The sequence below is a fragment of the Nocardia neocaledoniensis genome (genome assembly GCF_003182135.1).
Lineage (GTDB): Bacteria > Actinomycetota > Actinomycetes > Mycobacteriales > Mycobacteriaceae > Nocardia > Nocardia neocaledoniensis.
Window position 1 is genome coordinate 764,886 of record NZ_QGTL01000002.1, and the last position, 23,484, is coordinate 788,369.

Consider the following 23,484-nt stretch of genomic DNA (forward strand, 5'->3'; position numbering starts at 1 on the left):
CGATCGGTCAGATGATTGTGCCCACGTCCGTGCGGACCAGGTTTTCCAAGGCCCGTTCGGCGAGGGCGGCGATGGTCATCGACGGGTTGCAGGCGGCGGTGTTGCCTGGCATGAGGGCGCCGTCGAGGACGTAGAGGCCGCGTTGGCCGTGGACTCGGCCGTCGAGGTCGCAGACGGTGCCCATGTTGGCGCCGCCCAGGGGGTGCCAGGTGGAGGGGAACAGGGTGTTGGTGTCGATCAGAGTGCTGGCGGGGCCTGCGATGCGGCGGACGGTGGGGTCGATGTGGTTGTTCTGGATGGCGTGGTCGCCGTCGCCTGGCCAGTGCAGGGTGGCGGCGTCGGTGCGGGAGTCGTAGACGAATTCGCCTCGGCTGGAACTGACTCCGTAGCCGACGAGCATGGTGGCGCCGGGGTCGACGGGCAGGGACGGGATCGATGCCTGGATGACGGTGAAGGCGGAATGCGGGTCGTCCCAGTTCTTGCTGCCGTAGACGACCGGGCCGCCCTGGGCCGCACCGAATCCGGCGGCGGGGTCGCGCCAGACGTAGATGCGGTCGGCGTTGGTGCCCCAGCCGCGGCCGAGTTCGTCGGGCAGGTCGGCGATCCCGCCGGTGGCGCCGGCGCGCACGAGCAGGCGGGTGGTGTTGAGGCTGCCTGCCGCGAGAACCAGGGCCTTGGTGGCGATCACCTTGTTCTCCAGCACGTTTCCGGCGGTGTCGATGCGGTTCACGCGTACCACCCAGCGGCCGTCGGCGGCGCGCTCGATGTCGGTCACCTCGTGCAGCGTGCGCACCTCCACGAGGCCGGTCGCCTCGGCGGCGGCGAGGTAGGTGACGTCGACGGAATGCTTGCCGCCGTTGTTCACACCCATCGCACCGTCACCGTTGGTGTAGGACGGCGCCATCTCGCCCCGTAGTTCGGCCAGGGCGTAGTTCCAGTCGATCGGCATCGGGATCTTGGCGAGCGGCAGTCCGGCGGCGCGCACGCGCTCGGCGAAAACGCGTGCCGCGGTGTAGTTCTCGTGGTTGACCAGTTCGTCCGGCGCGGTGGCCAGGCCGAGCATGCGGGCCACGCGCGGGTAGTGGACCCGGTCCATCCGGTCCCAGTCCAGCCCGGCCGGGAAGTGCGTCTCGAACACCTCACGCGTCGGTTGCAGGGACATGCCCTGGTAGATCAGCGAGCCACCGCCGAGGCCGGCGGCGCACAGCGCGGTCATCCCGGCGCCCGGAACGGCTTCCACCAGACCGGCATACGGCTCGAAGACCAGCGGGCGGCCGAACACCATCGGGTCGGACCGGTACCAGAGCATGCGCTTGTCGGGGTTGGTGGCCAGGGGGAAGGTCTGAGCATTGGGACCGGTCGGCCAGCGCCTGCCGCGCTCGAGCAGCAGCACCGGCACGCCGGCCTCGGCCAGGCGCAGGGCGGTCACGCCGCCGCCGAAGCCGGAGCCGATCACCACCACGCGGTGTTCCTCGGTGGTACTCGGGACGCGCGCGGCGGCTGTCCGAGTGGTGGCGAGGGTCAGACCTGCGGCGGCAGCCCCGGTGAGCAGGGCGCGGCGGCTCAATTTCGACATGCGGGAAACCTTCGTCAGAGGAGTGGTAACCGTGTTACCGGTCGGCGACGTTACCATTCACCGGTGGCCAGGGAGACCGATTCCGACGCCTCGGCGAAGATCGTCGCGGTGGTGCTGGACCTGCTGAACACCGAGGGGTACGAGGCGGTCCAGCTGCGCACCGTCGCCGCGCGCGCCCACGTGTCGCTGGCCAAGATCTACCGGCTCTTCCGCACCAGGGACGAGCTGATCATCACCGCGCTCGCCCAGTGGATGGATGCCAACGCCTACGCCGACGTGGCCCCACCCGAGCCCGGCGAATCCGTGCGCGAGACCCTGATCCGGGTGCTGCGCAGCGTCTTCGAGCCGTGGGAGCGCAATCCCAAGATGCTCGAGGCCTACCACCACGCGCGCACCGGTCCCGGCGGCGAGCGCCTCGACACCCAGGGTCTGCTCGCCGTGCTCCCGGCCGCCGAGGCCGCCCTGCGCGGACTCGACTCCGACTACCTCGCCGACCTGGGTCTGATCATGGGAAACATGGCGCTGGCGCTGATCGGGCGGTTCGCGGCGGGCACCCTGCCGATCACCGAGATCCGCTCCACGATGGAGCGCACGGCCTACCGGATGACCGCCGACAACGCGAGCGCCGCACGCCGCGGCGGACGCTGACATCCGTTCCCGCGCAAGCGATACCTGTTTCGCCTCGGAATTGCGGGGCATACGCACCATGCGACGGAGGTTCCGCCGCGATCTCGACGTAGATCCCATAGCGAACAGGTGAGTTCCATGATCCTTCTCGGCGCAGTACTCCTCATCGCCGGACTCGTTTTCGGCATCTCCTTGCTCTCCACCGTGGGCGTGATCCTGCTGGTGATCGGTGTCGTCCTGGCCCTCGCGGGCAGCGTGGGACGCCCGGTCGGCGGCCGCCGTCACTACTTCTGACCCAGCTCGACTCCAGGAGGAAGTGTCATGACGGCGAATGTGCCCCGAATAGTCTCGATCCTCGTGCTGCTGTGGCTGATCATCGGCGTCGTCGCCGGTGGGCAGCGCGGCTACTACACCGATCGGGAGCAGAACTGCGCGACGCTCGGCACCATCGCGGTGACGATCATCGCCGGTCCGCTGAACTATATGGGCGTCAATCCCAAGGTGGACGACTGCGCGCTGCCGGAGCCCAGCCAGTAGGTCACTGAGCGCGGGCCCTGATCAGGTTCGCCAGCCGGTCCAGCGACTCCTGGTTGCGGGCGGCGAAGACGAGGTCCTGGGCCAGTCCGGGGATCAGCTGAGCTGGTCCGCCGGACGCGCGCTCGGTCATCCTGATGGTGGTGTGCCCCGGCTCGGCCTCGGCGAGGGTGAGCCGGATCCAGGCCGAGCCCACCGACCACAGCCGCGCCTCCAACTCGAGGCGGTGCGGTGGGTCGACCGCGCGCACCACCGTGGTGTCGCTGATCAGCACCGGCCAGAGCCCGAAGCGATAGTGGATCCGGCTGCCCACCGCGGGCCAGTCCGGGTCCACTTCGCCGATGTGCGAGGCGCCGACCACCCAGCTCGCGTAGAGCCACCCGTCGGCCAGCGTGGCGAACGCGGCCGACGGGTCCACCGGCACGGTGACCTCGGCAGTCAGCATGTCTGAATCCTCGTCGGTCGCGGAAGTGCGGCCACTCCAGCGTAATCGGCGCGTGCCACCCGCGCCCGGCGCGCGCGCCGGGGTGAGCGACACGGCACGCCGACATCGTAAAGATGCGGGAAAATTGCTGTACACCGAGCCGACGTGGGATCGTTCCCCTATGTCCACGGAAGAAACGCGGCTGAGCGACCCGCCCGGCCCCGCCGACAGGGCGGCCGAACACACCTTCTTCGGCCACCCGATCGGTTTGACCAACCTGTTCGGCGTCGAGCTGTGGGAGCGTTTCTCCTTCTACGGCATGCTCACGATCCTGGGCTACTACCTCTACTACTCGACCACCGACGGCGGCCTCGGCCTCGAACAGAGCACCGCGCTCGGCATCGTGGGCGCCTACGGCGGCCTGGTCTACCTGTCCACCGTGGTCGGCGGCTGGATTGCCGACCGGGTGCTGGGCATGGAGCGCACCGTCTTCTACGGCGGTGTCGTGGTGATGGCCGGTCACCTCGCGCTGGCCATCCTGCCCGGACTGACCGGCGTCGGGGTCGGTCTGGTGCTCGTCGCGTTCGGCAGCGGCGCGTTGAAGGCCAACGCCTCCTCGCTGCTCGGCACGCTCTACGCGCCCTCGGACGCGCGCGTCGACGGCGGCTTCACGCTGTTCTATCTCGGCATCAACCTCGGCGCGTTCGTCGGCCCGCTGCTCACCGGCCTGTTGCAGCGCGAATGGGGCTTCCACGTGGGCTTCGGCGCCGCCGCGGTCGGCATGGCGCTCGGACTCACCCAGTACGCGGTCTTCCGGCGCAATCTCGGCACGCACGGACGCGAGGTGCCCAACCCGATCACCCGCCGCGAGCTGACGCCGGTGCTGATCGGTGTCGCCGTCGCCGCGGTCGTCGTGGTGGTCGCCGCGCTGGCCGGGCTGATCACCCTGGACAACCTCTCCGACGTCACCACCGGCGTCATCGTCGTCGCCTCGATCGTGTACTTCGCGGTGATGCTCACCAGCGCCAAGGTGACCCAGCTCGAGCGCACGCGGGTGCGCGCGTTCATCCCGCTGTTCCTCGCCAACGCGGTGTTCTGGTCGCTGTTCCAGCAGATGTTCACCATGCTCGCGGTGTACTCCGACGAGCGCGTCGACTGGCGCATCTTCGGCTGGGAGGCGCCGGCCAGCTGGATCGGCTCGGTGGAGCCGGTCTGGATCATCACGCTCTCGCCGCTGTTCGCGCTGATGTGGACCAAGCTGGGCAACCGGGCGCCGAGCACGCCGATCAAGTTCGCGCTGGGCGTCATCGGCATGGGCATCGCGTTCTGGCTGTTCGCGCTGCTGAGCGGCTTCGACGGCAAGACGGTGCCGGTGCTCGCGGTGTTCGCCATCCTCGGCGGCTTCGCGGTCTCGGAACTGCTGCTCTCGCCCATCGGCCTCGCCGTCACCACCCATCTCGCACCCGCCGCGTTCCGCTCGCAGATGATGGCGCTGTACTTCTTCTCGGTGGGCATCGGCACCTCGATGGCGGGTACCCTGGCCCGCTACTACAGCCCCGACAGCGAGAGCGCCTACTTCGGCATCAGTGGCGCCGCCGCCATCGCGGCGGGCCTCGTCGTGGTCGCGTGCGCGCCCTGGATCAAACGCCACATGCAGGGCGTGCACTGACCTGCGTCCGGGTACTCCCCGAAGACGTTCGCACAGAAGGAGAAAGACCGTGCCGACACCGGAAGCCACACCTGGGGTGGGTCGCCCATCGACCCGCGCGAGCGGGTTGTTCCGAACGAAATCCGTCGAGCAGTCCATCCTCGACACCGACGAGCCCGATTCCAAACTCCGCAAGGATCTGACGGCCTGGGATCTCACGATCTTCGGCGTCGCGGTGGTTGTCGGCGCGGGCATCTTCACGCTGACCGCGCGCACCGCGGGCAATGTGGCAGGCCCGTCGGTCTCGCTGGCGTTCGTGTTCGCCGCGATCGCCTGCGGCCTCACCGCGGTCTGTTACGCCGAGTTCGCCTCGACCGTGCCGGTGGCCGGTAGTGCCTACACCTACTCCTACGCGACCTTCGGCGAGCTGGTGGCCTGGATCATCGGCTGGGACCTCATCCTCGAATTCGCGCTCGCCGCCTCGGTGGTGGCCAAGGGCTGGTCGCAGTACCTCGGCACGGTCTTCGGGTTCGAGACGGCCACCGTGCAGTTGGGCTCGGTCACCTTCGACTGGGGCGCCGTCACCCTGCTCGCCGTGCTCGGCGTGCTGCTGGCGATCGGCACCAAGGTGTCCTCGCGCGTGTCGGCGATCGCGGTGGCGATCAAGCTCGGCGTCATCGCGCTGGTGCTGGTGCTGGGCATCACGTACTTCAAGGCGTCGAACCTGAGCCCCTACATCCCGCCGTCGCAGCCCGCCGAGGACGGCGCCAGCGGCCTGCACCAGTCGCTGTTCTCGTTCGTCACCGGCGCCGGTGACACCAACTTCGGCTGGTACGGCCTGCTCGCCGCCGCGAGCCTGGTGTTCTTCGCGTTCATCGGCTTCGACGTCGTCGCGACCGCCGCCGAGGAGACCAAGAACCCGCAGAAGGCGGTGCCGCGCGGCATCCTCGGTTCGCTGCTCATCGTCACCGTGCTCTACGTCGCGGTGACCCTGGTGCTCACCGGCATGGTGCCCTACACCGACCTCGCCGGCGAGAATGCCACGCTGGCAACGGCTTTCGAGCTACACGGCGTGCACTGGGCCAAGAACATCATCTCCATCGGCGCGCTGGCCGGCCTGACCACCGTCGTCATGGTGCTGTTCCTCGGCCAGACCCGCGTGCTGTTCGCCATGTCGCGCGACGGGCTGCTGCCGCGCTGGCTGGCCCACACCGGCAAGCGCGGCACCCCGGTGCGGCTCACCGCCATCGTCGGCGTGATCTGCTGCGTGCTGGCCGGTTTCGTCGACTTCGGCACGCTCGAGGAGATGGTGAACATCGGCACCCTGTTCGCCTTCGTGCTGGTCTCGGTGGGCGTGCTCGTGCTGCGGCGCACCCGCCCCGACCTGCCCCGCGGTTTCCGCGTGCCGTGGGTTCCCGTCATCCCGATCCTGGCCGTGCTGGCCTGCCTCTGGCTGATGGTCAACCTCTCGGTCGACACCTGGATCCGCTTCATCGTCTGGATGGCCATCGGCATCGCCGTCTACTTCGCCTACGGCCGCCGCCACTCCCTCCTCGGCAAGCGCACCACCGACTAGTACCGCCCGGTCGGTCCGGCGTGGTCCCCCGCGACACGCCGGACCGACCGGGTTCCCTGCCAAAATTCCGGTACACCCGTACGAGTCGCTAGGCTGTCCGAGACGCCCCTATAGCCCAATTGGCAGAGGCAGCGGACTTAAAATCCGCCAAGTCAGGGTTCGAGTCCCTGTGGGGGCACCAACATGCCTGGTCAGCACCGGTCGCCTGCGGCGAAATCCCGCAAGCCACGGGCTGCGACCAAAAATACGCCAAGAATTCCCGGGGATCGGCCGTCATCCGCCCGATCATGCGGCGGAACCCCTACCCAGTCCCTTCTCCAACACAGCCGACGAGTCCGGGGCCAGCTCCGCCGACGCGATGTAGTGCCGCTCGGTGACCGCTTCCCGGGATTGGCCGAGTTGCTTGGCGGCGGTCTTCGCGTCCGCTTCCTCGGCGATCAAGGTGGCGACCGTCCTGCGGAACGTGTATTGGGTGATGTCCTTGTAGACGGTGCCGCGCGCGGCCCGCCACGTCCGGTTGAAGTTGTGGGGATCGCGCAGTACGCCACCGCGCCCAGGGAACACGAGCGCCGTCTTGTCGTCTACCTCCTCGACTTTGCCGCCCACCTCTCGAAGCCCTTTCACCGCGCACATCCGTCCGTGGGCGTGGTCGGCTTGCAGCCGCTTCAGCATGTCGACGGCGAACGCGGGCAGGGTGACGATTCGCCGACCCGCGTCGGACTTGGTCCATTCCTGCCGGAATAGCCCTTTGCCTTTTAGTCTCACCACGGTCGCTGTGATGGTGAACGTCGCAGGGTTCGCTTCGAGGTCGAACTGATCCCAGGAAGCCGCTAGTGCCTCACCGGGGCGGATCCCCGAGCCCAGGATCAGGTCAGCGATATCCACGATGAGCGGATCACGTCTCGGTCCGTGCGTGTACTTCGGGGTTCCCGGAACATCTTTTCCTGCCAACCACTCTCGAAGTTGCCCACGAAGGCCGTCGAGACGTTCCCGATCGATGATCTGGGGCTTGGGTGTGCGCCTGCGCAGGCGAGACGTATCGCGTACTGGATTTTCGGGCAGGGCACCGTATCGCACTGCGAGACCCATGATCCCGCTCAGGATTGTCTTCTGACGGCGAGCCTTCGGAATCAGACCCGCAGCCACGACGGACTGGATATGCTCATCGAGTCGACCTGTGTCCGCTTCCCAGACACGCAGATTGCCCAAGGCAGGGCGGAGTTTGATCGCGTCCTTCTTCGCGCGTTTGTCGGTGCTGGCTTCTATCTCCGCCTCGTATCGGTCATATGATTGCTGATCGACACCCTCATCGTGTCGCACTTCGGCGAGCCACATGTCCATCAAAGCCGAGAGTCGGGTGTCACGCGTGACCTTCGCACGCGCTTGGCCCTTGTACTGCTTCTGCCGAGCTGCCAACTTCTTCCGCAGCGCCGATTTAGCTTTGCTCTCTGTCTTCTCATAGGCGTCGACCACCCTTCCTTTGCCGTCATATCCACGGAATGTGGCCCATGCTCGCCAATTCCCGTCGGGCTGTTCTTTGGTTCCGATGTCGCCATAACTGCCGAGTTCGGTTGCTGGTCGCGGCACGGGCGTTCTCCATTCGTTGCGATGAGAGTCAGGCGGCTTCGGGCTGGTCGTAGGTGTGCACCAAGCGCGACTCGAGGAACGCATCCAGGTCATCGAGCCGGTACATGCACGAGCTGCCTGATGGCTTCGAGTAGCGTGGACCGCGCCCTGTGGCGGCCCAGTTCGCCAGCGTGCGAGGGTGAATTCCCATGTAAACAGCAGCTTCTTTGCGGGTGAGCCAGGGCCGATAGTCGGAATCCAAGGAAATCGGCTCATCCTCGTCAGTCACTGATCGCCGCTGGCCGTTTGCCTGACGTAGCCCCGTGACTACCGTTCGACTGGAGTGTGCATTGTCCCTCAACACTTTGCCTTTCGTTCAAGTCATCTCACCAACCGGATAATTGGTGATATGACAGGTTTCGCTATTCCTGAATTCTGACGTTGTGGAGCGATGGCCGGAATGCCAACAATGGTCCATGAACGCTCCATGACGGGCATATCGTCAAATGCCTTCTCCTCCTATGCTTCTGCCGGACCGACGGCATGTTCTAGCTATTGGGCCGACCGGTGTGCGATTCGGCGGATAGGGGCCGATCTGAAGGGGTGGACGCGCATTGGCAGGTTCACTAGCGGTGGTAGATACCAAGCTTGGCGGGGCGTACGTGGTGACTTGGCGTGGCGATCGCGGCCGGGGTTGCCGTCATCCGAGGAGATGGTTAACGGCCGAATCGACGGGCGGCGTGTGAGAAATCGGCTCATCGCGCTCACGGGTCGAGGTACTGGACCCGTTCCTCGGTCGTAGCGGTGGTGAGTCGATATCGATGTCGGTGTCGCGGTCGTCGGCTAGGGCGGCCAGGAACTCCGGAGAAGTGGTGATGAGGGCGTTCTCGGTGGGTGAGGCGAGAGATCCGAAGACCGCGCGGTCGGTGCCGCCGACGGCGAGCAGTCCCGAACCCCGTGCGGCGGAGAGCAGGAACTGTTGCTCACCGTCGGAGAGGTGAAAGGCCGTGGCGACCTCGTCGATGGCTTGAGGTGCCTGGCGCAGCAGGATCTGGGTCGCGGCGTTGGAGATGATCGCGCGCCCCAGCTCCGTCGAGCACACGTCCGCGCAGTCCTGGGTCGCGACGGTGAGTCCGGCCCAGTGCTTGCGGAAGCTCTTGGCTGCCCGGAACAGAAACGCGGCTCCGGCTGGTTGGCGCAGCAGCAGCCATGCCTCGTCCACGGTGATCATGCGGGGCCGCCGCAGGCCAGGGTTCGCCACTCGCCGCCAGGTGGCATCCAGCACGAGGAGGGTGCCGATGGTTTTCAGCTCGTCGGGCAGCTCCCGGAGCGAGAACACGATCATTCCGCCCTCGGGTTCGGTCGTGGTCGGCCCGTCGATCAACCCCGCGTACGCGCCGTCCCCGACGTAGGGGTGCAACCCGGCGGCCAGCTCGAGGGCGGCGGGCGAGGCCAACTGGTCGAGTTGGTCGCGCAGGTCGCTCAGGGTCGGCGCGGGTCCGGTCCAGGTGGCGGGGTCGTCGGTGATCCCAGCGGCGGTGTAAGTGGCCGCCAGGGCGGCGTCAAGGGCGGCGCGCTGCGCGGCGCTCTGGTCCCCCATCAGCACCTGGATCAGGGTGTGCACAAACAGCTTCCGGCGGACGAGAGCGTCGGTTGGGGCGCTGCGTCGGCCGTCGGGGCGGGTGTGGACTTCCAGGTCGAACGGGTTGAGCCGGACTCCGGGTGCGCCGAGGCGGATGTTGGTGCCGCCCACGGCCTCGCTCAGGCGCCGGTATTCGTCCTCGGGATCGATCACGACCTGCTCGATCCCGCGATACAACGCCCGCAGTATCTCGGTTTTGACCAGGTAGGACTTGCCCGCGCCCGAGCGGCCGAGGACGACGAGGTTGTGGTTGTGGGCCTCGGTCCCGAATCGGTCCACGAACAACAGTCCCGAGGCGGCGTCGCGGCCGTAGAGCACACCTTGCGGGCGTTCGGCCTGGGCGGGGTCGGCGGCGGGCAGTTGCGGGGAGTCGAAGGGGAACGCCGCGGCGAGGGCGCTGGTGTCGAAGGTCCGCTGGACCCGGATCAGATCGAGTCCGAGCGGCAACGTCGTCACCCACGCCTGCGCTGCCCGGTAGGACAGCGTGCAGGTATCCACGAGCAGACTCGCCGCCAACGCGCGAACGGCAGCCACCTCGTCGGCCAACTCGGATTCCGAGGCGGCATGCACGGTCAGGTACACCCCGACGCGGAACAGCCTGGCCTCGGCGCGGGCGACGCGCGCGGAAAGGTCGGCGGCGTCCTCTACCGCGACATCGACCTGCGGATCGGTGAGACGGCCTCGGCCCAGGTCGTGCATTCGGGAAGATTCGAGGCGGGCCTGCTGGCGGCGCAGTCGGGTCGCGGCGGTGGCCGGGTCGACCGGCTCGACATGGACGGCGACCTCGACTCTGCCCGGGTGCGACAGCAGGGGCGCGAGCCAGCCGGCCGTCACCTCGCGCGGGTAGCCGGTCACCGCGAGAGTCGCACTCCAATCCGAGCCGATCTCGAGGTGCCGGGTGCCGATGGTCAGAGATTCCGGGGCGAACCGGTCGAGCCCGTCCCCGGCAAACGGGTCCGGCGTCGGAGTATCTGGGTCGGTGCTGATGACAGTGTCGGCGGGGGTGATGTCTGCGGCGGCCGAGACCAACCCCCCGGGGTTGGTGCAACTGGCCAGCACAGCGGTCGCGGCGTCGTGGTCGAGGGCGGTCACCGAGATCCCCAGCGGCGACAGCACGTCGGCGGCCTCGTTCATCCGGCGCAGCAACCGGGACTCGGCCGCGCGGCGCGCACCGCCGGAGAGCGTGGACCGGGCGCGGCGCTGTCCTGGGAGCCGGGCACGCAGCCCGCTGGTCGCCACGGTCTCGGTGTGTTCGCGCCAGACGAGCAGCACCTGCCGGTGGACCGGGTCTTCGTGGGCGGCGAGTGTCGCGAGGTGGTCGGCGTGGTCGAGGGCTGCCGCGGCGAGGTCGGCCGACATCTGGGTGGCGGCGGTGTGCAGGCCGGTGATGTGTTCGGTCAAGTCCAGGCGGGCCGAGCGGATGAGGATCTGTACGGGTTGGCGCAGGGTGTGCAGCCAGCCCGCGAGCTGGCCGACGAGACTGTCTTGTTCGGCCGGGGTCCGCAGCGACAGGTTGAGGGTTCCGGCGACGGCGATGGCGGCGAGGCCGTCGGCGCCGAGGTCGATCACCCCGACCCCGCCGCTGCCGCTGCTCGACACCGACTCGGGCAGGCGGGCCTGAGTCGCCGACAGTTCCGAGGACACTGGTAGCCGGGGACGTCGACTGTTGGTGCGGGTAGTGATCCAGCGCGGTGCGTGGGCCCGAGTAGTGCCGTGTGACCGGACGAGGTGGCGTGGGCGCAGGCGATGACGAACGGCAGCCACGAGCAGCAGATCCGCCGACAGGCCATCGCGGCGGGTGAGGACCGCGACCGCGACAACGACGAACACCAGGGCAGCAGTGGCGGCGAACACCGGCAGAGGCACCACGGTTCGGGTCGCGGTCCAGGTCGAATACAACAGCGCGGCAGTGGTGGCCAGGACAGTGAGCTGGCGGGCGGTGAACGGGCCCAGCAGCCGGTCGGAGCGGTCGACGTCGGCAGGGATGCGCACGATAGTGCTCATTTCAGGGTTCCTCCTCTCGGTGCGCGGGGCGCTCGGCGGCGCACGGGCAGATCCGGCATGGGCAGATGCAGCTGCCGTCCTGCTGGACGTGCCGGTGCGGGTGGTTGTGGTGGGTTCGGTGGCGGTGCAACGGGTCTGACCCGGGTGACCGGGAACGGCAGCGGGTACTGGCCGCTACGGTTCGGGCGAACACGCGCGTACGGGTCGGGCGGGCTGGGTTCGGAGAAGTCGAAGGCGAGCTGTTGCGGTGTCGCCCGGCGACCGGGCCGCTGCGGCGGCAGCTCGGGTGGCGGTGGTGTTGGGCGGACCCGGCGCACCGGGATCGGGAGCGGGTACTGTCCCCCGGCCCCGGCGCGGATGCCCCGATACGGGTCCGGCGGGGTGAAGTCGAACGCGAGCTGCCGTCCCCTCGCCGACCGATTCGGGCGCGGCGGTGGCGTGCCACTCGCCTGGACCGGTGTCTGGCTGGGTTGCCGGGCAACCCGGCGGACACCTTCCAGGGGCAGCATGAGCTGCCCGTCGCGGGTCGAACGCACCCGCGCGTACGGATCGGGCGGCCCACTGCTGGCGGCACTGCGAGGTGCTCGTGGGGCACGGACAGGTCGCGTACTTCGCCGTGCCGATGTCCCCGAGGCAGCGGTGCGGGCACTGCTCGCGGTGGCACCTTTGAGCATCCCGAGGGTCTTGTAGGCGAGAAACCCGCGCACGATCGACCCGAGGAAGCTGCGCCCCTGCCCGATCTTGAGCACCGACAGCAACCACATCGGGGTCTTGATCAACACGAACATCAACGCCAAAGCGACAGTGAGGTCCGCGATCTCGTTGGCGTCGGGCCCGAACACGTACCAGCCGCCGGGACGGAGCATGACCCGCAGCACGGTCACCAACGTCAGTGATTGCACCACCTGGACCGCGAGGCAGGCGGCGAACGAGCGCCACCACCAGCGCGCAACACCGTCGAGGCCAGGCAGCCCGTGACACATCAACGCCAGCGGTGCGCCCACGATCAGCAAGATCGTGATCGTCACCCGCACGAGGTAGCTGATGATCAGCACGAGCAGCATCACCGACAGCGCCAGCTGTAACAGAACGAGGACACCGAGGCTCTGGGTACTGGTGAACGCCAACTCGGCCAGCGCGTCGGCGGCCGAGCCCGAGTCGACACCGTCTCCGGCGAGGGCACCGGCGAGGGCGTTGGCGAAACCGATTCCGGCGGTGGCGATCATCATGCTCAACCCCCCGGCGGCGAATCCGACGACCAGGCGGGGGGCGAGGTCGCGGATCGACCATTGGGTTTGGACGGTCTCGCGCATCATCAGCAGCACCCCGGCAGCCATCACGACCAGCACGTAGAGGGCGAGCACGATCTGCCACGACTGGTTCCACAACACCCCGATCTCGGGGATCTGCCCGGGTTCTGGTGTGGTGAGCAGGGTTTGCGACAGCAGTTCCAGCAGCGGGTTGAGTGAGGTCTCCACGATGCGCCGGAAGAATCCGTCGACGGCGTTCTCCACGCACTTATTGATGTTGGTCACCCCGCACTCCGCCGAGCCCGACCCAGATCCGGGTGCCGGTGCTGGCGCTGTTGTGCCGGGCGCGGTCGTTGTCGGCGGGGCGGTGGTCGAGGGTGGTGTCACCCATCGGCGCGTTGTCGTGGGCGGTGGCGTGGTGGTCGGCGCGGGTGTCGCCGGTGCGGTGGTCACCGGCGGAGTCGGTGTCGGCGTGGTGGGTTGGGCGGTGGCCCCGCCGGAACCGGTGAGCACGATCAGGACGGCGGCGAGCACCGCTGTTGTGCTGGCGGCAGCGAGGCGCGCGGCCGGTGTGAACCGGGTGGGGGCGGGTGGTGTCTGGGCCGAGGTGGTCACGGTCAGGCTCCGATGATGGACTTCAGGACCGCGACGATGACCGGTGCCAGCATCGCCAGCGCGTATCCCACGCACGCGGCGCGGAAGGCGGTTTTGGCCTTCTCGATCTCGCTGGGATCACCGCCGCCGAGCAGATAGCGGGCTCCTGCGATGGTCAGAAACAAGGTCGCGAGCCCGGCCAGGATGCCCACTAACCAGTTGCGGGCGTTGTCGATCACCTCGCCCAGAGAGGAGGCGATGGCCAGCACCTCGGTGTGTGGTGGTGTCGCCGAAGCGGATCCGGCGAGCAGGACCAGCAGCGCCACGCTCGTCGCCGCCGCGAGCATCCGCAGCCAACGCCGCCCGTGCCGAGGCGACTGTGGTGTCTGGTTGAGGTGTCCGTGGTTGGTGTTCATGCCGCGACCTGCCCGTGCTCGGTGCTCGACGGTGTCGGAGTGACCGAGTGCCGGTTCGGCCGGCGACCTCGCCGCGGTGACCTATCCGGTGGTGTGAGGGCGGTGACCGCCTCGGCTTCGACCGTGCTGGTGCGGTCCGGGTCGATGTCGCGGGCGCGATCGGACAGCCACGCCAGCAGTGCACGCTCGGCGCGGGGCCGCGCCTTGCGCAACTTCCACAGCGACACACCACGTTCGGCGGCCAGCGCGGTCAGTGACCGGCCCTCCCACCGCGTCGCGGCGATGAGTTCGGCGGCATCGGCAGAGATCACCCCGGCCGCTACTGCTTGGGTCAGGACTGCCTCGGGATGGCCCGGCCCGGCTCCGATAGCCCGGACCTGCTGCCCCGCTCCAGCGAGGTCGGCGTCGATGTCTCCGACGACCGTCGCGCCGGTTCGCTGTTGGGTTGCCGCTTTGAGGACGGCGCGGTAGGCACCCCACCGCAGCCGATGCCAGACTCCGGGCTCGTCCAGGCCCACGCGCGGCAGGTGGGTCAGGAAAGCGGTCAGGATTTCGGACTCGATGTCGTGGCGGGCGGTGTTGGTCACGCCGACGTACTCGCTGGCGGTCCGTGACAGCATCGGCGCGGCCAGCCCGGCGCACACCAGCATCGCGTCGTCGCCCTCGGCGCGGACTCGGCGCAGCAGCCATACCCAGATCGCGTCGACCTCGGCCATCGGCGTCGCCGGATCCCACAGCTGCTCGCGCAACTGCCCCCACGTCCGTATCGGGGCGACGAGGGCGGGCGGCAGCGGGTGCGGATCGGCGGGCAGGGTCTGGTGGGCGAGCCGGTCGAAGCCCGCCCACGCCACCGCCAACGGCGAGCCCGATATACCGGCAGGCCCCCGATAATTCGCGACGCGTGAATTCGTCACCACAAATCTCCTTGATCGATCGAAAGTTCCGACCTCCCAAGGACAGCTCGCACCCATATCCGAAACGCACCCAAACCACCCCCAAAACACACCCGCGAAACACCTGAACCACACCCAAAACACATCCGCACCTACACAGCGAACCTGTAGCAATCACCGGAGAGCCGGCTCCGGCCGCACAGCGGATGTCGCGCACATCCACGCCTTACCTGTGTATATCCGCGTACGGATGTGGTTTGGGTGTGGTTTGGGTGCGCTGCGGGTGCGATCCGGGTGTGGCGCGGATGCGGTGCGGATAGATCAACATCCGGCGCGGCAAACAGTGGCGAAAAATCTCGAAAAAATTCTCGACCGTTCCCTTCTCAGAGGCATCTCGGCGACCGATTGTCGCTCACGAAATTCTCAGGAAAAAGTTTCGGGTTCGGTGTCCCGATTTCGGCTTTTTGGCGGAAGTAAGCGAGTACACACCGCTCTCTCACAGGAGGCCGCAATGCCCGCCAGTTCCCGCCGACCCCGTTCCACCGCCGCCGTGGCGATCCCCTCGACTCTGTGGGCGCTGGGGTCTGAACCCTTGGACCCTGACGACCGCTGGCCCGACCGTGCTCTGGTCCACACGATCACCGAATTCTCCGCGCCGGGCGCGAGGGTGATGCTGCTGGGCTGGCCCGCCCCCACCGGGCGCGGCACGCTGCGGATCATCGAGTCCGACACCGCCGCCGCACTGTCGACGGTCGGGGATCTGGGCCGTCACGGTCTCGACGCACCCACCGGCCGGACATGGTCCGGGGAGCCGGTGGATCTGGTTGTCGCGAGCCTGCTCGCCGATCAGCTCGACCCGATCGCCGCCGCCGAACACATCACCGCGCTGGCGACCGAAGTCCTCGCGTTGGGTGGGTTGCTGGTCGTTTTCTCCCGCTGCCGACACAGCGACTCCGGGACCTTGTTCGACCCGGCCGGGTCGGTCGTGGCCGCCGCGCAGTCCGCCGATCTGCTCTATCTCCAGCACATCATCGCCGCCCCGATCGCCGGGCACCAGATCACCGCGCCCGCCTCGCCGACACCGTCGGGGGCCGCGCGTCACGCCGTCGCGCACACCGACGTCTTCGTCTTCCTCCAGCCCGCCCACGGCTGAACCCACACGCTCTGCACCCCACCGGAACTCTCACGTGAAGGACACCCGAATGACGCTCGAACCGACCACCACCACCGCCACCACCGCCATCGACTCCAGCAGCCCCGCACAGACCGGCCCGGCCGTCGCGCCGGTGTCGGTGTGGGCCATCGCGCAGACCGCGCCCACCGCGCAGCGCCGGGGCCGGTATCACCCCGACAGCACCGCTCATCCGGCCAAGATGTTTCCCGCCATCGTCGCCCACGCCGTGAACACCTACACCCGGCCCGGGGACCTCGTCCTGGATCCGATGTGCGGGATCGGCACCACCCTGGTCGAGTCCTTGCACCTGGGCCGCCGCGCGGTCGGTGTGGAATACGAGTCGCAGTGGGCGCAGTTGGCGCGCACCAACATCGAGCTCGCCCGCCAGGCTGGGATCGATCTCGCCGCGGACGTCTTCCACGGCGACGCCCGCAAACTCGGTGATCTCATCCCGGCCGAGCTCCGTGGGCAGGCGCGCCTGGTCATCACCTCTCCGCCGTACGGCGATTCTCTGCACGGGCATGTGCGCGCCAACCGCAAAGACCCGGTGCTCAAGAAGAACCACCGCTACGGCCAGCTCCTGGACCGAGGCAATCTCGCCAACGTCGGCCTCGGCCGCCTGCTCTCGGGGTTCACCAAGATCCTGGCCGGGGCCGCCGAATACCTCGCGCCGGGCGGGTATGTGGTGATCACCGCGCGGCCGTGGCGTCAGCACGCCGAGCTCGTACCTTTGCCCGCCCACCTCTACACCTGCGGCGAGCTCGCCGGACTGGTGCCGGTCGAGCGGTGCGTGGCGCTACTCGGGCGTCTCACCGAGGGCGAACTCGTCGCCCGCAGCTCGTTCTTCCAGCGCGACTTCATCGTCAAGCAACGCGCGGCCGGGCTGCCGATGCACCTCATCGCCCACGAGGACGTCATCATCCTGCGCAAACCCGAGGCCGAGGAGGCGACCGCACGCCACCGCGCGGCGGGCCGTTTCCCGTTCGGCAGCGCGGCGACGCTGCCGACCACCGAGATCACCGGCCCGGGATCGGTGGCCGCGTGAATCCCGAGCAGGGATGGCTGGGCCGGGCGCTTCTCGCGCCCGGCCGGGCCCTGGCCGACCTCCGCGAAACCCTCGACCACGCGCTCGTGCCCACCGATGGGCTGGTCGTGATCGCAGCCGGTGTCACGGTGCTCGCCGCGGCACATCTCACGCTCCGGTGGCGGCGACGCCGGCTGAGTGCACGGGCTCGCCAGATCACCGTGCTCACCCCACCGGAGGTCGATGCCAAAGGCGCACTCACCTTCTGGGCGCACCTCATCGGGCAGCTCCGTCCGGCCTGGGCGCGGGTGGTGTTGGGGCAGCCGCATATCGGGTTCGAGTACACCGTCACCCCGGAGGAAGGCGCGGCGATCCGGCTCTGGGTGCCGGGCGCGGTCCCACCCGGGTTGATCGAACGGGCCATCGCCTCGGCGTGGCCCGGCGCGCACACCGACACCCTCGAACCCGCCCGACCACCGCTGCCGACCTCGGTGAAGGGGGTGCGGCGGGTGGTGGCCGGGGGCGAGTTGCGGCTCGGGCGCCGCGAAGGGCTCCCCTTGAGTACCGATCACACCGGTGATCTGGTGCGCCAGCTGATCACCGCCGCCGACGACCTCGGTCCCGGCCAGGCCACCTGCGTGCAGATCCTCGCCCGACCGGTCACCGGCCGCCGCGTCGCCCGAGCCACCCGTGCCGCGGCGAGCACGGGTGCTCGGGCCGGGGTCGTGGCGGGACTGCTGCGCGAGGCCCTCAACCTGCTCACGCCCGGTGCGAGCAGCGCCCGCTCACGCTCCGCCGCCGGTGGTGTCGGCGGCGGGCGGGCGACCGACCGTCAGACGTCGCTGGAGTACAGTGCCGCCGCACGCGCGGCAGCGGCCAAAGCCCGAGGCGCGCACTGGGAGACGGTCGTCCGCTACGCCGCCTCGATCCCGGTCTCCGACGATCCCGGCGACATCGACTCGACCGCGCAGGCACGGGCAGTAGCACGTGGGCGCGCCGATGCTTTGGCCACGGTGTTCGGGGCCTGCACCGATCACAACTACTACCGGCGTCGCCGTCGCCCCTTCCGACTGGAGCGGTTGATCCGGCAGCGGCGTCTCGGGCGTGGAGACGTGCTGTCGGTGCCGGAGCTGGCCACGATCGCGCATCTGCCCACCGACGACGGGCTACCCGGTCTGCAGCGCGCCGGGGCTCGCGCCCTGCCCCCGGCCCCGGAGATCCCGGTCGGCGGGCAACACACGAAGCCGCTGGGGATGGCGGACACCGGTACTCGCCGCCCGGTCGCGGTCAAAGTCTCCGACGCACGCCATCACCTGCACATCCTCGGCCCCACCGGTGTCGGCAAGTCGACGTTGCTGGCGCGCACGATCCTCGATGACGCCGAGGCCGGGCGCGGAGTGATCGTCATCGACCCGAAAGGCGACCTCGTCACCGATGTCTTGTCGCGGCTGCCGTCGCGGATGGGTGAGCGGGTGGTGCTGTTCGATGCCGACTCCCCCGCCCCGCCGCCGTGCGTGAATCCGCTCGATATCGGCCGGATCGGGCGCGCGGGAATGGACCTCGCGGTCGACAACCTCGTCACCGTTTTCCACCGGATCTTTCACCAGTGGTGGGGGCCGCGCACCGACGACATCATGCGCGCCAGCCTGCTCACCCTCTGCGCGCAACCCGGCACTGCGACCCTGGCCGACCTGCCCCGCCTGCTCACCGAGCCCGCCTTCCGCTCCCGCATCACCCAAACCGCCAAAGACCCCGTCCTTCGCGGGTTCTGGGACTCCTACGAGCAGCTCTCCGACACCGGCCGCGCCCAACTCACCGGCCCACTACTGAACAAGCTGCGCGCGTTCCTGCTGCGACCGTTCGTCCGCGCAGCCATCGCGGGCGGACCCTCCACGGTCGAGTTCGCCGACATCCTCGACAACGGCGGCATCTGCCTCGCACGCTTGCCGAAAGGCTCACTCGGCGAAGAAACCTCGCGCCTGGTCGGGTCGCTACTGGTGGCACGCACCTGGCAAGCCGTCACCGCCCGCGCCCGGGTGCCGTCTGCCGACCGGCCCGACGCCGCGCTCGTGCTCGACGAGGCCCAGAACTTCCTCAACCTGTCGACACCGATCGAGGACATGCTCGCCGAAGCCCGAGGACTGCGCCTGTCGCTGCTGCTGGCGCACCAGAACCTTGGCCAGCTCTCGCGCGAACTGCGCGACGGCATCTCGGCCAATGCCCGCAACAAGGTGATCTTCGCCGTGTCACCCGACGACGCCCGGGACCTGGCCCGACACACAGAGCCGTGGCTGTCCGAGCACGACCTGTCGCACCTGGACGCCTTTCACGCCGCCGCCCGCCTGCTGGTCGACGGCCGCAACGCGCGCCCGTTCACCCTCACCACCCGGCCACTGGACCCGCCGATCCCGGGCCGTGCCCGCGAGATCGCCGCCGCTGCCCGCGCCCGTCTCTGAGAAAGGTTGCCGCACTGATGATCTCCATCCCCAAGCCTGAACGCCAGGCTGACACCCGTGAGCCTCGCCCCCACCGGGCGCGCGAACCGCGCCCGATCGTAGGTGGGTTGACCGGGCGCGACCGCTGGATCCTGCGTATGGTCCACGAACACCGCGTCCTGACCACCGACCACCTCGCCGCGCTCGCGTTCCCGACCGCCAAACTCGCCCGCCGCCGCCTGGCCGTCCTCTACGACTACGGAGTCCTGGACCGGTTCCGGCCCTGGCGCAGCAAGGGCAGCTCGCCTTACCACTGGACCCTCGCCCCCGCCGGAGCCTCGGTGCTGGCCGGCGAGGCCGGGAGTAAGGTCCGTGAACTCGGCTACAACCATCAGACCGCGCTCGCGGTTGCCCACAGCCTGCATTTGAAGCACGCCCTGGGCGTCGCTGACTGGTTCACCGCCCTCATCACCCGGCCCGGCGGCGGGCAGGTGTCTCGGTGGTGGTCGCAGACCCGCTGCCAACGCCTCTGGGGTGATCTCGCCCGACCCGACGCCTTCGGCCGCTACACCCGCGGCGAGGACCTCCTCGACTTCTACCTCGAATACGACCTCGGCTCCACCGCCCTGTCACGTGTCGCGGCCAAACTGCACGGGTTCGCCGAGCTGGCCCGCACCACCGGCGTCGTGACACCAGTGCTGCTGTGGGTGCCGACCACCAACCGTGAGGCGAACGCCCGCGCGGCATTGCGCCGGACGTGGGAGCGGCTGCCCGACCCCGGCGCGGTACCCGTCGCCACCGCTGCCGCCGACCTCCTCGCATCCGGTCTCACCGCGAGCCCGGCCGAAGCGGTGTGGCTGCCACTGCACACCGACACCGGCCGCCAGCCCCTGCACGGGCTCACCGGCGTCTGGCCGACGCGCACCGCCCCGGAGACCGGCGACGAGTCCGAACCGACCTGGGCACCCTCGGCCGGGGTAGTCGCGCTGGCCCCGCCCTCGCCCCGGCCACCGGCTATCGAGGACTGGTGAGCTAGCGATGCTGGTCAAGGCACTCGGGGCAGGGTTCGCCGGGTTTGTGTTCCTCACGGTCGTCATCGCGACCGTGGTCAGCGCCGTCGTGGTGTTCGACCAGGCGCTCGCCCCTGCCCCGGGTGCCTCGACCGGCACCGGTTCGATCCCGAGTCCCGAAGCCGTCCAGGACATCCCGGCCGAGATGCTCGTGCTCTACCAAGCCGCCGCCGGGGACTGCCCCGGGCTCGACTGGTCGGTGCTCGCCGCGATCGGCAAGATCGAGACCGACCACGGCCGCTCCACCCTGCCGGGGGTGTCCTCCGGCGAGAACGCCTCCGGGGCTGGCGGCCCGATGCAGTTCCTCGCCCCGACGTTCGACTCCGTTGTCTCGCGCCATCCCCTTCCCACTGGTGGGGCGAGCCCACCCTCGCGCTACAACCCGTCCGACGCCATCCATGCCGCCGCGTTCTACCTGTGCGATTCCGGTGCGCCCGAGGACATGTACAGCGCGATCTTCGCCTACAACCACGCCGACTGGTACGTCAACCAGGTCCTCGACCAAGCGGTCCGCTACCGCACCACCACACCCGACTCCTCCGGCGGCGACTGCGCCACCGCCTCACCGCCGAACCCGACAGCCGCGCAAGTGATCTCGTTCGCCTGCGCGCAGCTCGGCCTGCCGTATGTGTGGGGCGGTAACGGGCCCGAGGTGAACGGCGGCTGGGACTGCTCGGGGCTCACCCAGGCCGCCTACCGCTCAGCCGGGATCTCCATCCCGCGCACCACCTACGACCAGGTCCACACCGGCACACCGATACCCGAGGACCAGCTCTCCCCCGGAGACCTCGTCTTCTACAGCACCGGCGGCGATGTCCACCACGTCGGCATCTACCTCGGCGCAGGCCAGATGGTGCACGCACCCACCTTCAACGAACCCGTCCAGGTCTCGCCCTACCGGTGGGACGGCGATGACTACTACACCGCCACCCGACCCACCCCCGCCCACAACAACACCTCGCCCGCCGCGCCCTGAACACCACCACCGTCGAACGGAGAACCTCCATGCGCCACAACCACTCTCGAACCGTGCACATCGCCCTGTGCGCGGCCGTCACCGCGACCACCATGACGGCCGGTGTCGTCACCGCAGAACCCACCCCCAGCCAGACCACAGCCCAGTGCCCGCGCTGGACCGCGCTGCTGACACCGGGCACCTACGAGACAACCTCGACCAGCGGGCAGAACACAATCGGGATCCTCACCCAGCTCGGGGACTCACTGACCACCCGCTACGGCACCGATATCGAGGTCCGCACACTCGCGCCCTCCGCCGGTGCGGGTTCGGTGAGCCAAGCCGACCTCACCGCGGCGGTGAAGGGGCTGTGCTCGGACACGCGAGTCGTTTTGGCCGGCTACGGCCAGGGCGCCGAGGTCGCCGGCGACCTCGCCACCACCCTCGGCAACCGAGGCGGCCCGATCCCTGTCTCCCGCGTCGTCGCCGTCGCACTCGTCTCGGACCCGCGCCGCGACCCGGCCACCGCCCAGCTCGGCACCCCGGTCTCCGGCCAGGGCGTCACCGGGCCACGCGCGCAGGGCTTCGGCGAGCTGACCGACCGGGTCCGCACCCTGTGCCTCGAAGGCGACAGCTACTGCTCGACCACCACCGAGTCCTCGCCCGTCCTCGCCGCGGTGAGCCGCGCCCTCACCACCGCCACCACGACAACCACCACCCCACCGGCCCCGACCAGCAGCGCCTCGCCCACCACCACGACGAAAGCCCCAGCCACCACGACGAGCACACCGATCATCAGCATCGGGTCGGACTCGACCGGGCAGATCAGCGTGTCCCAGGTCCTGGCCCAGGTCGTCACCGTTCTGAACGGGCTTGCCAGTTTCACCGCGAACGTGCCCGCGATCATCAACGACCTCGCCCAGCTGACCGGACTGGTCACCGCTGGAGACGTGCGCGGCGTGCACCGCGTCTCCGGCGACCTGAACAACCAGTTCGCCCCGCTGATCGAGCTCGCCGATGGACTCGACCTGCGCCTGGTCGCGCGGGCGCTGGCGCTGGCCGCGCCACTGGACACCACCGGGGTCGCGGCGATCGCTGCCGAGATCGTTGGTGTCCTGGCCGGACTCGACATCTCGCGTATCGCCACCGATGTCGGCCGCGCGCAGGAGATCGCTTGGACCGCTGTGGAATCCCTCGCCGAGGGTGATCCGGTCGCGGCGGTGCAGGCGCTGACCGGGCTGGCACCGGTCGCCGCCGATCTCGTCTCGGCCGCCGCCGCAGCGTTCACCGGCGGGCAGTTCCCCACCCTGACCAACACCTACACCGCCACCACCAGCGGGACGGGCACGGCGGGCACCGCTACGGGCACCGCCGTTCCGGCCACCCAGGACGGCCACACGGCCCCGTTCGACGCCACCGGCTACAACACCGCCGCCCCCGTACTGACCGACTGGATCGCCCAGGCCATCGACCGCAGCAAGTAGCCCGCGCCGTCCACGTACAGCGCACAGGAAACGGCCCGTGGTGCCGAGCGGAATGCTCGGCACCACGGGCCGTTTCAGCGAGTAGGCGGGTCAGGAGATGAGCGGCGGCACCGCGCGCAGGCCCGGCGCGGCCGGGCCCCCGCCGTTGCGGAACCGCCACGACGGCAACGCCCTGTACACCTTGACAGTCTGCTCGTCACCGTCATTGCCGCCGTCACTGCCGCCGTCGCTGCTGTCCCCGCTGTCTTGTTCGGGCAGCTGGTCCAGGGTCGCCACGACCACCTCGCGGGCGGCGGTCTCGAGGTCGCCGTAGAGGGTGCCGGTCAACGGACCGGTCATGACACGTACCGCACCGCTGTGCGGGAAGAACTCACCGTCGGTCCTCACCTGCTCGTAGCGCAACGCGATCGGCACCCACGGCACCAGCGAGGCCAGCACGGGCATCTGCAGCTCCCGCACCGCCGTCTCGGCGATGGAGATCCACAGCTCGAGACCGTCGGGTGCCTGGCTGGAGTCGGCGAACACCCGGTACAGGGCCGCACCCAGGATGGCGGGGGTTGGGGTGGAGTACATAGTCGAGCACCTTTCTCAA

Annotated in this window: 21 protein-coding genes and 1 tRNA gene; 13 read left to right on the top strand and 9 right to left on the bottom strand. The window is 69.1% G+C overall.

Going from position 1 to position 23,484, the window contains the following annotated elements; genetic code table 11:
* Nucleotides 1-7: 7 nt before the first annotated feature.
* Nucleotides 8-1,576: a GMC oxidoreductase gene (locus DFR69_RS07910; protein WP_110036742.1), complete on the bottom strand. Its 1,569-nt coding sequence runs from the start codon at nucleotides 1,574-1,576 to the stop codon at nucleotides 8-10.
* 63 nt (nucleotides 1,577-1,639) lie between these two features.
* Here DFR69_RS07910 and DFR69_RS07915 point away from each other — a divergent pair, with 63 nt between their 5' ends.
* From DFR69_RS07915 to DFR69_RS07920, 3 genes are all read left to right on the top strand, one after another.
* A complete protein-coding gene (locus tag DFR69_RS07915; protein WP_110036743.1) occupies nucleotides 1,640-2,224 on the top strand; it encodes a TetR/AcrR family transcriptional regulator in 585 nt (194 codons plus the stop codon).
* A 117-nt stretch (nucleotides 2,225-2,341) separates the two neighbouring features.
* Nucleotides 2,342-2,497 (top strand): DUF6131 family protein, encoded by a 156-nt coding sequence (locus DFR69_RS34370; protein ID WP_167456187.1) that lies wholly within the window; start codon nucleotides 2,342-2,344, stop codon nucleotides 2,495-2,497.
* A 27-nt stretch (nucleotides 2,498-2,524) separates the two neighbouring features.
* Nucleotides 2,525-2,740, top strand: a complete 216-nt coding sequence (locus DFR69_RS07920) for a hypothetical protein (RefSeq protein ID WP_110036744.1) — start codon at nucleotides 2,525-2,527, stop codon at nucleotides 2,738-2,740.
* A 1-nt stretch (nucleotide 2,741) separates the two neighbouring features.
* Here the strand turns inward: DFR69_RS07920 and DFR69_RS07925 are convergent, their stop codons facing one another.
* Nucleotides 2,742-3,182, bottom strand: a complete 441-nt coding sequence (locus tag DFR69_RS07925) for an SRPBCC family protein (protein WP_110036745.1) — start codon at nucleotides 3,180-3,182, stop codon at nucleotides 2,742-2,744.
* A gap of 160 nt (nucleotides 3,183-3,342) precedes the next feature.
* Here DFR69_RS07925 and DFR69_RS07930 point away from each other — a divergent pair, with 160 nt between their 5' ends.
* The 3 genes from DFR69_RS07930 (at nucleotide 3,343) to DFR69_RS07940 (ending at nucleotide 6,566) form a co-directional block, all read left to right on the top strand.
* The gene (locus DFR69_RS07930; protein WP_244198141.1) at nucleotides 3,343-4,830 is read left to right on the top strand and encodes a peptide MFS transporter; all 1,488 of its coding nucleotides are present in this window, start codon (nucleotides 3,343-3,345) and stop codon (nucleotides 4,828-4,830) included.
* A gap of 49 nt (nucleotides 4,831-4,879) precedes the next feature.
* Nucleotides 4,880-6,385: an amino acid permease gene (locus DFR69_RS07935; protein WP_110036746.1), complete on the top strand. Its 1,506-nt coding sequence runs from the start codon at nucleotides 4,880-4,882 to the stop codon at nucleotides 6,383-6,385.
* Nucleotides 6,386-6,489: 104 nt separating this feature from the next.
* Nucleotides 6,490-6,566 (top strand) — tRNA-Leu (locus tag DFR69_RS07940).
* Between the two features lie 104 nt (nucleotides 6,567-6,670).
* On the opposite strand, the gene DFR69_RS07945 is transcribed toward DFR69_RS07940, so the two are convergent.
* From DFR69_RS07945 to DFR69_RS07960, 4 genes are all read right to left on the bottom strand, one after another.
* Nucleotides 6,671-7,972, bottom strand: coding sequence for a tyrosine-type recombinase/integrase (locus DFR69_RS07945; RefSeq protein WP_167456188.1), 1,302 nt, complete (start codon nucleotides 7,970-7,972; stop codon nucleotides 6,671-6,673).
* Between the two features lie 28 nt (nucleotides 7,973-8,000).
* Nucleotides 8,001-8,240 (bottom strand): helix-turn-helix domain-containing protein, encoded by a 240-nt coding sequence (locus DFR69_RS07950; RefSeq protein WP_208643926.1) that lies wholly within the window; start codon nucleotides 8,238-8,240, stop codon nucleotides 8,001-8,003.
* Nucleotides 8,241-8,651: 411 nt separating this feature from the next.
* On the bottom strand, nucleotides 8,652-11,597 hold the full coding sequence (locus DFR69_RS07955) for a PrgI family protein (protein ID WP_110036748.1): 2,946 nt from the start codon (nucleotides 11,595-11,597) through the stop codon (nucleotides 8,652-8,654).
* Nucleotides 11,594-13,132 (bottom strand): TrbL/VirB6 family protein, encoded by a 1,539-nt coding sequence (locus DFR69_RS07960; protein WP_146229219.1) that lies wholly within the window; start codon nucleotides 13,130-13,132, stop codon nucleotides 11,594-11,596. The genes DFR69_RS07955 and DFR69_RS07960 overlap by 4 nt, the downstream gene beginning before the upstream one ends.
* Here DFR69_RS07960 and DFR69_RS33870 point away from each other — a divergent pair.
* The gene (locus DFR69_RS33870) at nucleotides 13,122-13,478 is read left to right on the top strand and encodes a hypothetical protein (RefSeq protein WP_146229220.1); all 357 of its coding nucleotides are present in this window, start codon (nucleotides 13,122-13,124) and stop codon (nucleotides 13,476-13,478) included. The two genes, DFR69_RS07960 and DFR69_RS33870, sit on opposite strands and share 11 nt — an antisense overlap.
* Here DFR69_RS33870 and DFR69_RS07965 read toward each other — a convergent pair.
* Nucleotides 13,465-13,857, bottom strand: a complete 393-nt coding sequence (locus DFR69_RS07965; RefSeq protein WP_244198142.1) for a pilin — start codon at nucleotides 13,855-13,857, stop codon at nucleotides 13,465-13,467. The genes DFR69_RS33870 and DFR69_RS07965 overlap by 14 nt on opposite strands.
* Nucleotides 13,854-14,771, bottom strand: a complete 918-nt coding sequence (locus tag DFR69_RS07970; RefSeq protein WP_146229221.1) for a hypothetical protein — start codon at nucleotides 14,769-14,771, stop codon at nucleotides 13,854-13,856. The genes DFR69_RS07965 and DFR69_RS07970 overlap by 4 nt, the downstream gene beginning before the upstream one ends.
* A 490-nt stretch (nucleotides 14,772-15,261) precedes the next feature.
* On the opposite strand from DFR69_RS07970, the gene DFR69_RS07975 reads away from it, so the two are divergent.
* The 6 genes from DFR69_RS07975 to DFR69_RS08000 all read left to right on the top strand — a co-directional run bounded on the left by DFR69_RS07975 (nucleotide 15,262) and on the right by DFR69_RS08000 (nucleotide 22,892).
* Nucleotides 15,262-15,903: a hypothetical protein gene (locus DFR69_RS07975; RefSeq protein WP_146229222.1), complete on the top strand. Its 642-nt coding sequence runs from the start codon at nucleotides 15,262-15,264 to the stop codon at nucleotides 15,901-15,903.
* 49 nt (nucleotides 15,904-15,952) lie between these two features.
* Entirely contained in the window at nucleotides 15,953-16,969 is a 1,017-nt protein-coding gene (locus DFR69_RS07980; RefSeq protein ID WP_110036752.1) for a TRM11 family SAM-dependent methyltransferase, read from the top strand.
* Complete coding sequence (locus tag DFR69_RS07985; protein ID WP_110036753.1) at nucleotides 16,966-19,404, top strand: type IV secretory system conjugative DNA transfer family protein; 2,439 nt, start codon at nucleotides 16,966-16,968, stop codon at nucleotides 19,402-19,404. The genes DFR69_RS07980 and DFR69_RS07985 overlap by 4 nt, the downstream gene beginning before the upstream one ends.
* Before the next feature lie 107 nt (nucleotides 19,405-19,511).
* Nucleotides 19,512-20,414, top strand: a complete 903-nt coding sequence (locus tag DFR69_RS07990; RefSeq protein WP_167456189.1) for a replication-relaxation family protein — start codon at nucleotides 19,512-19,514, stop codon at nucleotides 20,412-20,414.
* 7 nt (nucleotides 20,415-20,421) lie between these two features.
* Nucleotides 20,422-21,429, top strand: coding sequence for a C40 family peptidase (locus DFR69_RS07995; RefSeq protein ID WP_110036755.1), 1,008 nt, complete (start codon nucleotides 20,422-20,424; stop codon nucleotides 21,427-21,429).
* A gap of 29 nt (nucleotides 21,430-21,458) precedes the next feature.
* Nucleotides 21,459-22,892 (top strand): cutinase family protein, encoded by a 1,434-nt coding sequence (locus DFR69_RS08000; protein ID WP_110036756.1) that lies wholly within the window; start codon nucleotides 21,459-21,461, stop codon nucleotides 22,890-22,892.
* 90 nt (nucleotides 22,893-22,982) lie between these two features.
* On the opposite strand, the gene DFR69_RS08005 is transcribed toward DFR69_RS08000, so the two are convergent.
* The gene (locus tag DFR69_RS08005) at nucleotides 22,983-23,465 is read right to left on the bottom strand and encodes a hypothetical protein (RefSeq protein ID WP_110036757.1); all 483 of its coding nucleotides are present in this window, start codon (nucleotides 23,463-23,465) and stop codon (nucleotides 22,983-22,985) included.
* Nucleotides 23,466-23,484: the final 19 nt, after the last annotated feature.